Origin of the sequence: Flavobacterium fontis, from assembly GCF_900129405.1 — a bacterium.
GTDB classification, from domain to species: Bacteria; Bacteroidota; Bacteroidia; order Flavobacteriales; family Flavobacteriaceae; genus Flavobacterium; species Flavobacterium fontis.
In genome coordinates this window covers 14,507-28,298 of the sequence record NZ_FQVQ01000021.1, presented here as the reverse complement: position 1 = coordinate 28,298, position 13,792 = coordinate 14,507, and the positions used below count along the sequence as shown (strand labels likewise).

General features: G+C 43.7%; 14 protein-coding genes. 10 read left to right on the top strand and 4 right to left on the bottom strand.

Features of this window, described 5'->3' with window-relative positions; all coding sequences use genetic code 11:
* Positions 1-163: 163 nt before the first annotated feature.
* The gene (locus BUC17_RS13410) at positions 164-916 is read right to left on the bottom strand and encodes a lipopolysaccharide kinase InaA family protein (protein ID WP_073365370.1); all 753 of its coding nucleotides are present in this window, start codon (positions 914-916) and stop codon (positions 164-166) included.
* A gap of 62 nt (positions 917-978) precedes the next feature.
* Here BUC17_RS13410 and BUC17_RS13405 point away from each other — a divergent pair, with 62 nt between their 5' ends.
* A complete protein-coding gene (locus BUC17_RS13405) occupies positions 979-2,043 on the top strand; it encodes a glycosyltransferase family 9 protein (protein ID WP_073365356.1) in 1,065 nt (354 codons plus the stop codon).
* Here the strand turns inward: BUC17_RS13405 and BUC17_RS14300 are convergent.
* Positions 2,040-3,533 (bottom strand): glycosyltransferase, encoded by a 1,494-nt coding sequence (locus tag BUC17_RS14300; protein WP_317044527.1) that lies wholly within the window; start codon positions 3,531-3,533, stop codon positions 2,040-2,042. The genes BUC17_RS13405 and BUC17_RS14300 overlap by 4 nt on opposite strands.
* Before the next feature lie 50 nt (positions 3,534-3,583).
* On the opposite strand from BUC17_RS14300, the gene BUC17_RS13395 reads away from it, so the two are divergent.
* Positions 3,584-4,321, top strand: a complete 738-nt coding sequence (locus tag BUC17_RS13395) for a glycosyltransferase family 2 protein (protein ID WP_073365354.1) — start codon at positions 3,584-3,586, stop codon at positions 4,319-4,321.
* A gap of 107 nt (positions 4,322-4,428) precedes the next feature.
* Here BUC17_RS13395 and BUC17_RS13390 read toward each other — a convergent pair whose 3' ends face one another.
* Positions 4,429-5,151, bottom strand: a complete 723-nt coding sequence (locus BUC17_RS13390; protein ID WP_234977722.1) for a polysaccharide deacetylase family protein — start codon at positions 5,149-5,151, stop codon at positions 4,429-4,431.
* A 65-nt stretch (positions 5,152-5,216) separates the two neighbouring features.
* Between BUC17_RS13390 and BUC17_RS13385 the strand changes: the two genes are divergently transcribed.
* The 8 genes from BUC17_RS13385 to BUC17_RS13350 all read left to right on the top strand — a co-directional run bounded on the left by BUC17_RS13385 (position 5,217) and on the right by BUC17_RS13350 (position 13,256).
* Positions 5,217-5,987 (top strand): glycosyltransferase family 2 protein, encoded by a 771-nt coding sequence (locus BUC17_RS13385; protein ID WP_073365352.1) that lies wholly within the window; start codon positions 5,217-5,219, stop codon positions 5,985-5,987.
* A 1-nt stretch (position 5,988) separates the two neighbouring features.
* Positions 5,989-7,092, top strand: a complete 1,104-nt coding sequence (locus BUC17_RS13380; RefSeq protein WP_073365350.1) for a glycosyltransferase family 4 protein — start codon at positions 5,989-5,991, stop codon at positions 7,090-7,092.
* Positions 7,089-8,063 carry a WaaS/CpsH family glycosyltransferase gene (locus BUC17_RS13375; RefSeq protein WP_073365348.1) on the top strand — a complete coding sequence of 325 codons (975 nt, stop codon included), beginning with the start codon at positions 7,089-7,091 and terminating at the stop codon, positions 8,061-8,063. The genes BUC17_RS13380 and BUC17_RS13375 overlap by 4 nt, the downstream gene beginning before the upstream one ends.
* Before the next feature lie 47 nt (positions 8,064-8,110).
* Entirely contained in the window at positions 8,111-9,091 is a 981-nt protein-coding gene (locus BUC17_RS13370; RefSeq protein WP_073365346.1) for a glycosyltransferase, read from the top strand.
* A gap of 13 nt (positions 9,092-9,104) precedes the next feature.
* Complete coding sequence (locus BUC17_RS13365; protein WP_073365344.1) at positions 9,105-9,869, top strand: FkbM family methyltransferase; 765 nt, start codon at positions 9,105-9,107, stop codon at positions 9,867-9,869.
* A gap of 3 nt (positions 9,870-9,872) precedes the next feature.
* Positions 9,873-10,445 carry an L-threonylcarbamoyladenylate synthase gene (locus BUC17_RS13360; protein WP_073365342.1) on the top strand — a complete coding sequence of 191 codons (573 nt, stop codon included), beginning with the start codon at positions 9,873-9,875 and terminating at the stop codon, positions 10,443-10,445.
* A gap of 180 nt (positions 10,446-10,625) precedes the next feature.
* Entirely contained in the window at positions 10,626-12,041 is a 1,416-nt protein-coding gene (locus tag BUC17_RS13355) for a CCA tRNA nucleotidyltransferase (protein WP_234977721.1), read from the top strand.
* 195 nt (positions 12,042-12,236) lie between these two features.
* On the top strand, positions 12,237-13,256 hold the full coding sequence (locus tag BUC17_RS13350) for a COX15/CtaA family protein (protein WP_073365340.1): 1,020 nt from the start codon (positions 12,237-12,239) through the stop codon (positions 13,254-13,256).
* 31 nt (positions 13,257-13,287) lie between these two features.
* Here BUC17_RS13350 and BUC17_RS13345 read toward each other — a convergent pair whose 3' ends face one another.
* A complete protein-coding gene (locus BUC17_RS13345; RefSeq protein ID WP_073365338.1) occupies positions 13,288-13,770 on the bottom strand; it encodes a PAS domain-containing protein in 483 nt (160 codons plus the stop codon).
* Between the last annotated feature and the right edge of the window lie 22 nt (positions 13,771-13,792).

The following is a 13,792-nucleotide window of genomic DNA, read 5'->3' as shown; positions in this document are numbered from 1 at the left end:
AAGTCCTCAGAAAACTTACGATGCTTACTGATTAATTTGATGTTTGCTTTCATATAAATTGACTTGATGTGGTCAACCTATATCAGGGACGTACACACTGAACACTGTATACTGAACACTGTATACTGAACACTGTACACTGTACACTGTACACTGCCCCCTGCTACCGCAACTTCCGCTTCAACCACTTCTTCCTGTTGATTTTACGCTTAAAATCCTGCGAGGTTTGCCACAGCACCGGCCATAGTTCACTTTCGGGAATGCCACTGAGTTGGGCATACGTAGCCGCTACAGTGCGCAACATCGTTTTTGATAGCCACATTTTCTTGAAATTGTCCATGCGTTGTGCCATCGAAAGGGTACGAAACTGCATCCGATTTAAATCAATAAGGTAAAAATCGTATTGCCCATTGCCCAAGTCCTTGATTAAGGTATTTCCTGGCGAATGGTCCAAAAAATGAATGCGCGCCTCATGCATGCGAAAAGTAAACGCTGTAAACTGTTCCAAAATCGCCACCCGATTGGGAAACAACGGATCGTGGATGAGTTCGCGTATCGTAAAATCATAATCGATATGCCGGCAGAAATAATAACTGTCGCCCAACAAGCCCAAAGCCTTTCGCTCTTCGATATAACCGATGGGAAACGGGGTTAAAATGCCGTGCTGTTGCAAATACAACGCATATTCAAACGAGCGTTTTGCCTTACTCTGACGGAACCACGAATAGATGATGGATTTGATAAATCCTGGCGTTTTAAAAAATTTAATGCTCACCGTTTCGTCGGCTAACCTATTGGTCTTAATCGAATTGCGTGCCCCTTTCACAATCAACGTACCCGATTGCTCAAAATGAGCGGCCAAGTCTTCCAAAGCAGTTTGTTGGTGGGCGTAATCGGGATGCAATATCGTTGGCACAGGCAAGTTTTAATTTGGGTAAATGTATTAAAAAATTGTACTTTGCACCAAGATTTTATGGTATGCAAAAAATTCTTATCATCCAAAACAAACGAATAGGCGATGTCTTGATCGCCTCGGTCATTGCCAACAACTTCAAACGGAAGTATCCCGATAGCGAGGTGCATTTTATGGCGTACGACTTTACCACAGGCGTTTTGGAACATAATCCCAACATCGATAAAATCATTCCCATTCGCGAAAAAGAACTCAAGCAATGGCGCAACCTACTTCAATTCATCCGTTGGGTGCGACAGCAAAAATACGACATCATCTTTGACCCCTACTCCAAAACGCAAAGCCGTTTGATTTGTAAGTTTTCGGGGGCCAAAATGACCATCGGACATAAATCACGAAAGAAATTTGGGAACTGGAACTACTACACCCACCCCACCGAAGCGCTGCAATCTTCAAACAAGTTCTGTGGCAAAGCCATCGAAGATCGGGTGCATTTGATTGAATATGCGGGCGACTTCACGCCGATTGATTATGCGCCCAAATTGTTTCTTTCCGAGGCCGAAAAACAAGAAGATTGGCTGGGCAAATACAAAGACAAAAAAGTAATAGTGATGGGCGTGTTGGGCAGTACGCCGCAAAAGTCCATGCCTTACGATTATGTCGCACAAGTTTGTGATTTTATTGCGTCCCAGTTTGATGTGTACTTGCTCTTCAATTATTCGCCCCATCAAAAGGCAGAGGCGATGAAAATTTACGAGCTTTGCCACCATAAAGACCGTATCATTTTGGATATCTATGCGCCCTCGATACGCGACTTTATCAAACTCATGGCGCAGTGTGACGGATTGGTAGCCAACGAAGGCGGTACCGTGCATATCGCCAAAGCACTGGACAAACCCACGTTTACCATCTTTTCGCCTTATGTCAACAAAGAACATTGGGCAAGTTTTGAAGACGGCATGCTACATACTTCGGTGCATTTGCGCGAAGAGAAACCTGAATTGTACACGGCCTTCACCTATGAAGAACGCAAAAAGATTGAAGCCGACCCGAGTGCGATGTACCGCGAACTGAAACCGGGATTGTATTGGGACCGCTTGCAAGCGTTTTTAAAGCATCACTTGGGCTAATTACTAGGGGTTGGAACTTCTTTGCGAATGCCAAACGGCGTCCATTTGATTTTTTGCTGTTTGACTTCTTTGCGAATGGCCAAGTTGGCAGCCAACGACTCAGGGGTTTTGTACCCCCGCGGATGGTCCAAATGCAATACGACGGCTTTGTGACGAATTTGCTTCCCTTTAATGCCATTGTTTTCTAATCGCTCTCCAAACTCACGATCGGGACCACCGTACTTCATGCGCTCATCATACCCGTTGATGGCAATCATATCACTGCGAAAACCAGAGGAATTACAATTGTTAAACGAAGGCGTCGTGGGAGAAATAAGATCCAAAAGCCAGGCCGACCACGTTTGCGCGCTCAATTTTAAGGTATTGGAAAATCCTAAGCGATCAATAGATTTCAACCAACCCACTTCAAAACAGCGCTGCGAAACAATGTCGTCGGGAGCAATGTGCTTACTTGTCTTCATCGGAAGTTTGCAATACCCGCCCGAGAGAAAACGACCTTGCTCGGCTTCAAGGGCATGTATTTCGACAAAATCTTTCCGCGGAATACAATCGCCATCGGTCATAATAATATACTCATGCGCCGCTTCCATGATGGCCACATTCAAAATCTCTTGACGGCGGTACCCCAAATCTTCATGCCATAAATGACGAACGGGTACGGGATAATTCGCAGCATACCGGTCAATAAGCGCCTTGGTCTCGGGACGCGAACCGTCGTCGGCTACAATCAATTCAAAATCGGTATAGGTTTGCACCGAATAGCCAATTAATACTTTCTCCAACCATTCTTCGGCATTGTACGTACTCACAATCACCGAGATTTTCAAATTTTTATCGCGTGCGGCTGCCATAAGTAAAGTGGTATTTTTAACTGATTTTTGTTGTAATCCTGGCCATTCCCGATAATAACGATGCGCGGGATAGCGTTCGTCCCAAGCCCCTGACTCCAATAAAGCAAGGCAATCCGTCTTCCAAAGGGAAGTATTCGAAAAGTTGAAAGACAACTCAGGAAGGCAATAATCCAAGAGTGCAGCCCAACTTCCAGGTTCTATCGCACGAAAGGCTTTAAGTCCTTTAACAGTGGCGTGTTGGGCTAAAAAAGTAGTGCTAAAATAATGTCCCGATTCAATTCCCTCCAACGTCAATGTATCAAAAACCGTATCTTGAATAAAAAAACGAGCCCCCGTTAAATAATAGCCCTCTTCCCGATGCTTCACATGTTCCTCCACAAAATCTTCACGCGGAACCGCATGCGCATCGGCAAAGATGACATAATCGGTGAGCGATTGGGTTAAATGTGAGGACAAACGTGCGGGAGGACAAAAATAAAGCGGGAAAAAATATGCCGAATGGGCAACCTCCAGCGGTTTATCCTGAAGAAGAACGACCTCAAAGTTACGGTAGTTTTGCGTGGTATAGCCCCACAAAACCCTTTGTATGGTGGGTAAATCGGTTCCATTTGTTAAAACAACGGTAACATTCTTTTGCATGGATGCAAAGGTAACCTAATTTTACTAAATTTGTTTTTCAATTTTCAAGAATGCACACCCTCTCGGTTATCATCCCCACCTTTAATGAAATTTCGTATTTGGAAGACGCCGTGGCCTCCGTACGTTTTGCGCAACAAATCATTGTGATTGATTCCTACAGCACAGACGGTACCGCAGAACTCGCCAAACGATTGGGATGTGAAGTAATGCAGCGAAAGTTTGATCATTTTTCAGCCCAAAAAAATGCCGCGATTGCTTTGGCCAAAGGCGATTGGATTTTATTTATCGACGCCGATGAACGGGTAACGCCCAAACTGAAATTGGAAATTCTGGACACCTTAAAAAATCCGAAACACCAAGGCTATAAATTGCGTTTTCCCCACTATTTTATGAATCGCTTTTTGTACCATAAAGTGGATCGCGTAACCCGTTTAGTAAAAAATGACGGCGTACATTTCACGGGAGAAGTTCATGAAAAACTCCATGTAAACGGCACTATCGGGCAATTGGAGGCGTTTATGATTCATTACACCTATAAAGGTTTGTTCCATGCCCTCAGCAAAAAGAATTCCTATGCGTGGTTCCAAGCGGGCATGTCCAGAGACAAGGGAAAAAAAGCCACGATTTTGCATTTGTTGTTCAAACCCTTGTACCGCTTTTTCTCTTCGTATATTCTTAAAAAAGGCTTCTTAGACGGCATCCCCGGCCTTGCTTTGGCCAGCGTCAATGCGTATGGGGTTTTTTCACGGTATGTAAAGCTGCTGTTGTTAGAGAGGGAAATGAAGTAAATTTTTTTGAGCTTCTGAGAGGCTGAGCTACTGAGTACTGTGTACTGATAACTGATTACTAATCACTAATCACTAATCACTAGTCACTAGTCACTAATCACTAGTCACTAAAAAACCTTCCCAAACCGTAATTTCCACTTAAACTTCCACAAGGTATCTTCGCCTTTAATGTCAATGCGTTTGATTTCGTAAGGTTGGGTGAAGGGAAACCGACTCACTTTATTCCCGATTCGTAGGCCGTATTGCATACCTAGAGCGGCAATTTGTGCAAAGAAACGTTGTTTTTCGGGATCTTTTTTGGGATAATTGCCATAGGGATACGCTATCGCGGGGAACACCTTCAGGTTTTCTTTTTCTATCACTTCAAAAGCAGCGTTGAAGTCGGATGCAATTGCCGCCTCATCCATCTTGGCAAAATGTTGGTGTTTATAAGAATGGTGCGCAAGTTCGATGACTTTCGGATTCAGTTGGCGCAATTGCTCTGCCGTCATGATGGGTTCGCCCCGATCTTCGCCGCCATAATTCCACGCATCCGATTTCCCCAAATAGGCAAAAGGGACAAAAAACTGGGCTTTCATGCCGTATTTTTCTAAAAGAGGAACGGCAAATTGGAATTGGTTTACCGTGACATCATCAAAAGTAATAAGTACTTTTTTTCCCTTTAATGAAGTGGTTTGAGCCAATTCAGACAAAAACACAGCTTCATAACCTGCTGACTTCAAATAGTTTAATTGCGACTCAAACCGCTCAGCGGCAATGGTTAAGCCTTTGGATTGGGCTAAATCAGGGGTTACATTATGGTACATTAAAATGGGAAGTCGGGCCACCATTCGTAAATTTTGAAAATTGTAATTCAGTAAAAATAGTATATTTGTCGCACATAGATTAAGCATTCATGTCCGAAACTACCCATTCGCCCAAAATTACCGCTCTGGCAATCTCTTTTAATGAGGAGGCGAATGTAAAACGATATGTGGAAAGTTTGCATTTCGCTGACGAAATCATTTTTGTGGATTCTGAAAGTACGGATCAAACCGTAGCCATCGCCCAATCCATGGATGCCAAAGTACTCACACGTCCCTTTACCAATTTCTCCGAACAACGCAATTTTGCCATTGCACAAGCCAGCCACGATTGGATTCTTTTCTTTGACTTGGATGAAATCATCACGCCTGAATTGGAGGAAGAAATTAAAGCCATCGTCAAAAATCCAGGGGGCAAAAATGCTTTCTTTGTCAAGCGAACCTTTCATTTTATGGGAAAACGCATCCGTTTTGGAGGGTGGCAAAATGACAAAGCCATACGTCTTTTCAACAAAAATCACGGTACGTACAACGGCAATTTGGTGCACGAAGAGGTCAAAGCCGATGGCAAAGTGGGCGTTCTTAAAAACCGTTTAAATCATTACAGCTACAAAAGTTTTGACAACTACAACGATAAACTAAACTTGTACAGCAAGTTGCAAGCCTTAAACTTGTACCAAAAGAAAGTGCGTCCCAACGTGTACCACTTTTTTATTCGTCCCCTGTACCGCTTTATGTGGCAATATTTTTTCCGCCTAGGGATACTCGATGGGAAAGAAGGCTTTATTCTGGCTTACGTCCACTCTTTTTCCGTTTTCAAACGGTATTTACAGTTGTGGATGATGTACCGAAAAATTGACTAACATGCGGTTACTTCAAATCACAGCGTCCAACGTATGGCGCGGTCATGAACAGCAGATTGTGTACTATTACGATGCCTTTGCCGCCAAAGGGATGCACCAAGTCTTGCTATGCACACCCGATACCCGATTGCACGAAATTGCGCAGGAAAAAAACTATCGCGTCCATACCCTCCCCTTCCATTCGGAATACGACCGAAAATGGATGAAAAAAATCAATCAAATCGTTCGTGAAGAAAAAATCGACCTGATTCTCATTCACAACAGTACTGCCCACACGCTTTGTGTGCTTTCGTCATTACTATACGGATGGAAAACGCCAATGGTATTTTTCCGTACCTTAATTAAAAGAGTTGATACCAACTTTTTTCGCAAATGGAAATACAACTACAGCGGATTAAAGAAAATCGTTTGTGTCTCGCAAGCCGTCATCGATGTTTTAGCGCCTGCCATCAAAGATAAAAGCCGCCTTTCCATTGTGGGAAGTGCCACCGATTTGGAAGAATTTCACCGTACTCAACCCACAGGATGGTTACGCAAAGAATTGGGATTAACCGACGATACCGTAATCATTGGAAACATTGCCGCTTTTGTAGGGTTTAAAGACCATGTCACTTTGGTGCACGCCGCTGCCGAGATCGTCAAAAAAATACCCAAGGTTGTTTTCGTTTTGGCGGGGAAAGGCGAACTAGAAGAAAACATTAAAGCCCTGGTAGCCGAGAAAGAATTAACCTCACATTTTGTATTTCTCGGGTTTCGAAAAGATATACCCGAACTCTTTCCTGAGTTTGACCTTTTTCTATTTACGTCCAAGCTCGAACCCACAGGCGGTGTCTTACTGGAAGCCTATGCCAGTCATGTGCCGATAGTAGCGACCCGAGCAGGTGGAATTCCTGAAGTGGTGGTCGAAGGCGAAACAGGCCTGCTTTGTGAGAAGGAGAATCCGATTGATTTTGCCGAAAAAACGGTACAACTGCTCCAAGATAAAGCATGGCAACAACGATTGGTGGCCAACGGGTACCAGCATTTACTGACCCATTTTACCAAAGAAGTCATTGCAGAGGCGATGTATCACGAATTGGAACTTGTTTACCGCGCCGCGCTATGAAAATCACGATCATCAGTTTTGACTATTTTGACTTCGATAAAAACATCATGGAAGCGCTGCAAAAAAAAGGCATCGAAGCGCATCATATCGATATTTCAAAGTATAAATACCGTTATAAATCGTTGGGGGAAAAAGTCAAGAATTTTTTCTCAAAGTTACTTTTGGGTACCAATGTCAAACGGGTACACATGGAAGCCTTCGTGCTGCGGGAACTCGAACAATGGGGCAAGCAAGATCAAATTTTGGTCATTCGTCCCGACCGCATCAGTCGGAAAACCCATGAAATCATAAAAACTAAAACAAAACAATACCGCGCCTATTTGTACGACAGCACCAACCGCTTTTCCATCAAACATTTGGAAAAAGGATTGTTTGACCGCATTTATACCTTCGACCGCGATGATGCGCAAAAGTTTGGTTACCATCCCATCAGTAATTTTATTTATTTTCCCAAAAAAGCCCTAGTCCCCGCAAGTGCATTACCCATAGCGCTGTTTATGATTGCCTCCATCGACGAACGTCTTCCCTTGTGGAATGCGGTTGCTGCTTATTGCCGAAAAATGCAACTGCCCACTGATTTTATTGCCGTGGGAAAACGTGAACCTGCGGCATTGGATGCAGGTATTGTCTATTCGAAAACCAATCTGTTTTGGGAGGCTATTTCCGCTCGTATGGACCAAGCCCAAGCCTTTTTGGATTTGATTCGAGAGGAACAAAACGGCTTGAGCTTTCGGGTTTTTGAAGCCATGGGGTACCAGCGAAAATTGATTACTTCCAATGCTTCTGTAGTAGAATATCCTTTTTACAATCCCGCCAATATTTTTGTGCTTACCCAAGATAATATCGATCAAATCCAAGCCTTTTTGGAAGTTCCTTTTGAACCTTTACCCGAAGCAGTATACCATCAATTTACCGTTGAACATTGGGTAGATACCGTATTTGAGCTGAAGGAAAAGACTCCTCAATTGTAAACAAATGCTATCTTTGCATGCTTAGCTAACGCACATCCACGATTTCTATGGCAAAAATTTCGGTCGCTTTATGCACGTACAATGGAGCCCGTTTTCTAAACGAGCAGTTGCGTTCTATCATGGAACAAACGCATCCCGTTGACGAAATTGTGGTTTCCGATGACGGTTCAACCGATTCCACCATGAACCTACTCCACGAGTGGCAAACGCGCTATCCCGAACAGATTTTTGTGCATCAAAATCCTGTGAATCTAAAAAGTAATGCCAACTTTGAGCAAACCTTGCAACGGTGCACGGGCGATTTCCTTTTTTTGGCCGATCAAGACGATGCTTGGCATCCTGAAAAAGTGCAACGGTTTATGGAAACTTTTGCCCAATATCCCGAAACCGAAGCGCTCTTTTCTGACGGAAGTTTTATGGATGACCAAGGCAATTCCCTTCACGAACCCCTATCGTTATGGGAGAGCGTACGATTCTTCCCTGAAAATCCCCACAATCCCGATGCCTTGCTGCACTCCTTGCTTTTCAATGCCAATTTCCTAACAGGAGCCACGCTTTGTCTACGAAAAGAAAGTTTGAAGCACGCTTTGCCGTTTCGTACCGGAAAAGGATTTTTACATGATGAGTGGTTGGCTTTTGTTTTTGCGCAACGGCAAACATTACGCGCCATTCCTGAGCGCTTAATTCAGTATCGTTTACACGGTCAACAACAAGTGGGTGTGAGCAAAATAAATGACGCGGTACAGGTACGACAGGAAAAGTATGACTACCAACAATTGGTCTTGGGACAACGCGAACCCCGCACCCTAAACGATTACAAGACAAAGGCAAAAACCTATTTTAACCAATACGAAAAATACCTATTTTTATACCGTGCCCATACTTTGGACGTTTTTAAAAGCGTCAGCGATACGTTAAAAAACCATTATCTTCAAGCAGATCAAGCCATGAAGCGCAACAATATTCTGGCCTACACTGTTTTGAAACTGGTCGATCGTTTCAAAGGAAAACGGCAATTACATCACTAAATGCAACCGAACCATGCTTAAAAAATTAGTTTACTTAAAACAACTTAAAAAACATTTTCGATTTTTAGACGTGCTGGCGCTCCTTTGGGGATTGTCTCTAAAAAAAGAGCGCATTCGGTTGCCACAAAGCAAACGCAGTATTTATTTGCGAAGAAAAACAAAAGACACCGAAACCTTCAAAGAAATTTTCATTACGTCACTGTACCACATGCGATTGCCGATGCAACCCAAAACGATTGTGGATGCGGGGGCCAATGTGGGACTAGCGTCACTTTTTTTCCATTTAAAATTCCCCAAAGCGTCCATCGTTGCCTTGGAAATTGAGGCCCAAAACGCAGCCTGTATTCGCAAAAACACCGCAGGCATCGCCACCATTGAAGTGTTGGAAAAAGCCTTATACAACCGAGCGTCGTTTTTTAAAATTGAAGATCCCTACAACGCCAGCAATAGTTTTCAAATCAAAGAAGTGAGCGAGACGGAACCCTATGATATCGCCTCTATCACTTTAGATACCCTTATGGCCGAACGCGGTTGGGAAACCATTGATGTGTTAAAAATCGACATTGAAGGGGCCGAAAAAGAATTGTTTGAAAGCCATTATGAAAATTGGTTGCCCAAAACCAAAGTCATCATGATCGAAACCCACGACCGCATGATTCCAAAATGCTCGTACACCGTGATGGAAACGATCAATCGGTATGATTTTATCTTGTATACCACGACCGAAGGTACCTTGATTTATTTCAACACCGCATTAGTAGATCTTACGGGGTTCTAACCTATGAAAAGTGAATTAGCGCAAGAGGTGCATCGCGCCTTTGAAGTTATCCAAGCGGGCGGTATTATCTTATATCCCACCGATACGGTTTGGGGCATTGGATGTGATGCCACCAACGAAGCAGCGGTTCAAAAGATTTATGCCCTAAAACAACGTGAAGAATCCAAAAGCATGATTGTATTGATGCACAGTGAACGCTTGGTGCATTCGGTATTTCATCAAATTCCTGAAGTGGCTTGGCAGCTGTTGGAGTTTGCCACCAAACCCACCACACTTATTTTGGACCACCCCAAAAATGTAGCTGCCAACCTGATTAGCGCCGACAATTCCCTCGGCATGCGTTTGGTGACCGAACCATTTTGTTATCAATTGATGGAGCGAATGAAACGCCCGTTGGTATCTACTTCGGCCAATATCTCGGGAACGCCTACGCCGAATACCTATCACCAAATTCACCCCGACATTGTGCAAGGGGTTGATTATGTCGTGCAATTGCATCACGATCGCGTGACGAGCAAACCGTCGACGATTATCAAACTTACCCTGGATGCGCAAGTAACGGTGATACGGAAATGATTTGATTTGAAGATTTGAAAATTTGAGGATTTGAAAAACGTGATTCATGCACCGATTGCACCAGCGGTAGGAGCGGCATCCTTTTATGAAGCGTCAGCGGCATAAAAGATACAGCGGATGACGCGCCCGGGTGCCCAAATAACCAAAGTGAATTTGTACTTTTGCAAAAAAAATATTCCGTTGAAAACCCAATACGCTGACGTTTTAGATCAAAAGATATTTAAAGTGGTGACACAAGCGGCTCAAGAATTGCAGCTTGAGTGCTATGTGATTGGCGGTTTTGTGCGGGATATTTTGTTGCAACGGAACCACAAAAAGGACATTGACATCGTGGCGGTGGGTTCGGGAATAGATTTGGCGCTAAAAGTGAGTAGCCTGCTTCCCCATCAACCTAAAGTACAAGTTTTTAAAAACTACGGCACGGCCATGTTGCGCTACAAGGATATGGATATCGAATTTGTAGGCGCGCGAAAAGAAAGTTACACCGAAGAGAGTCGCAACCCCTTGGTCGATACCGGCACTTTGGAAGACGATCAAAACCGACGGGACTTTACCATCAATGCCTTGGCTTTTTCACTGAATTCGACCAATTTTGGGGCGTTGATTGATCCGTTTGGAGGCGTTTCAGACCTGGAGGCCAAAGTGATCCGCACGCCGTTGGACCCTGATATTACGTACTCCGACGATCCGTTGCGGATGTTGCGCGCCATTCGGTTTGCGACACAATTGGACTTCACCATTGCTCCCGAATCGTTGGAAGCCATAGCGCGAAATGCGTACCGTATCGATATCATTTCGGGGGAACGCATAGTTGATGAATTGCATAAAATACTGCAAACCCCGCAGCCGTCGAAGGGCTTTTTATTGCTGCACCAAACCCAACTTTTGGAACGAATTTTACCGGAATTGACCGCTTTAAATTTGGTCGAAGAAGTCGAAGGACATACCCATAAAAACAATTTTTACCACACGCTTGAAGTCGTCGATAATATTTGTAAAACGACCGATGATTTGTGGTTGCGATGGGCAGCACTCTTGCATGATATTGGGAAGGCGCCCACCAAACGATTCCACAAAAAACAAGGATGGACGTTCCATGGCCACGAATTTTTAGGGGGTAAAATGGTAAAGAAACTCTTTGCCCGTTTGCACATGCCCTTAAATCAAAAGATGAAGTTTGTGCAGAAAATGGTCATGATGAGTTCTCGCCCGATTGTACTTTCGCAAGAGATTGTCACGGATAGTGCGGTGCGTCGCTTGATTTTTGATGCCGGTGAAGATGTAGAGTCGCTGATGACGTTGTGTGAAGCCGATATTACAACGAAAAATCCGAAGAAGTTTGAAAAATACCATAAAAACTTTGAACTCGTTCGCCAAAAAATAGTGGAAGTTGAAGCCCGTGATCAAGTGCGTAATTTCCAGCCGCCCATCACGGGTGAGGAAATTATGGCGCGTTTCAATCTAAAACCCTCTCGCGAAGTCGGTCAATTGAAAGAGGCCGTAAAAGAAGCCATTTTGGAAGGAGAAATTCCCAACGAATACGAAGCAGCCTTTGCTTTTGTGATGGCTAAAGCGAAAGCAATGGGGTTGGTGTAGCGGCTGAGCGGCTGAGATTCTGAGATTCTGAGCGGAGCTTTTAAGCTGAGTTATGTGTTATTTCACGGCCAATTCTTGTTTTTATTACCGTTTTAATTCGCTTCCATGGGTTTGAAAAAAACAAAAAATTAACCACCGTTTAATCGATGCAATTCAAGTCTGTACTGTACCTTTGTGGGGCTTAAAAATTTTCTTATGAAAGCGGATAAAGGCGTTATCAATTGGTTGTTTACCGGTTGTATTTTGGTTTTTGTAATGGTCGTTGTGGGTGGAATTACCCGATTGACCGGTTCAGGATTATCGATGACGGATTGGCATTTGGTCACCGATACATTTCCCCCAATGAGTGATGCCGCGTGGCAAACTGCTTTTGAAGAATACAAGAAATTTCCCGAATACCAGCGCATCAACAGCCACTTTACGTTGGAAGACTACAAATTCATCTATTTCTGGGAATGGTTCCACCGCTTTATTGCGCGTATTTTAGGCTTCGTCTTTTTGATACCGTTTTTTTATTTTTTAGTCAAAAAACGAATGACGCAACGAACGGTTTTCCAATGCTTGATTTTATTGGGTATGGGAGCGTTTCAAGGCTTTTTAGGATGGTTCATGGTAAAAAGTGGATTGGTCGATTTTAACCAGCCCGATGTGAGTCATTTCCGTTTGTCGATGCACCTTACGTTTGCTTTCCTCACTTTTGCCTACACGCTATGGATTGCTTTGGACTTGAAGTACCAAGGTATTTCGGAACGTATTGCGCCTTTAGGTAAAGTTGCCCTTTGGACATGGATTTTGGTTGTGGTACAAATTATTTGGGGTGGATTTGTGGCCGGATTAGATGCAGGTTATATTCACAACCACTGGCCCTTGATGAGCGACGGACAATTTTTTCACGAAAGCATTCGTTTGGAAAAACCGAACTGGTTGTTGCGTTTCACTGAAGGAAAAAGTGGCGTACAATTTATACACCGAACCCTCGCGTATGTGGTGGTAGGTTTTATCGTGTATTTGGCAGTTAAAAGTCGGAAATACACCCTTTCTACCACCCAGAAAAATGGAATTACAGCCTTGTTGGTTGTCGTGTTTGTTCAAGTGACTTTGGGTATTCTCACTTTATTGTACAGCGTTCCGTTGTGGTTGGGCGTAACCCATCAAGCCGTCGCATTCTTTTTATTGGCCGCGATAACGTTTGTGATGCATCGGGTGCGAAAGTAAAGCAACGCACCACAGATTCATACAACCAAATCTAAGAAGCGATTTTCTCTAAAGCCAAATAATGGGAAAGCACTCCTTTTGCCGTAAACTTGGGGTATAATTCGATTTCACAAGCATAGACGGTGCCATCTTTTTTATAGTTCAAAACCGTTTCACAAACGGGACGTTGCGCTGCTATTGCTTTTCGAATACGTTCGCGGGAATGCGGTAAGGTCATCGGCCCTTGAAACATTTTGGGTGTTTTCCCAAGCACTTCAGAAGGTTTATACCCCGTCAACTCATGAATGTTGGCGGAAACATACACGATAGTCAAGTCGGGATTGGTTACCAAAACCACCTTTTGATGTTCGACCAAATGCGTGTACAAGTGCTCCTTTTCGCTCCATTGCGCTTGAATTTCAGCAAATTTAGTTTGTAAATTGAAACGGAATTGTGCCCACGACACTAGAGGAACGGGACAAATTCGAAGGGTTTTGTAATATTTAGCTACGGCTTTTTCGTACGAAGGGGTCATAATCCATGTTTTAATCGAGAAT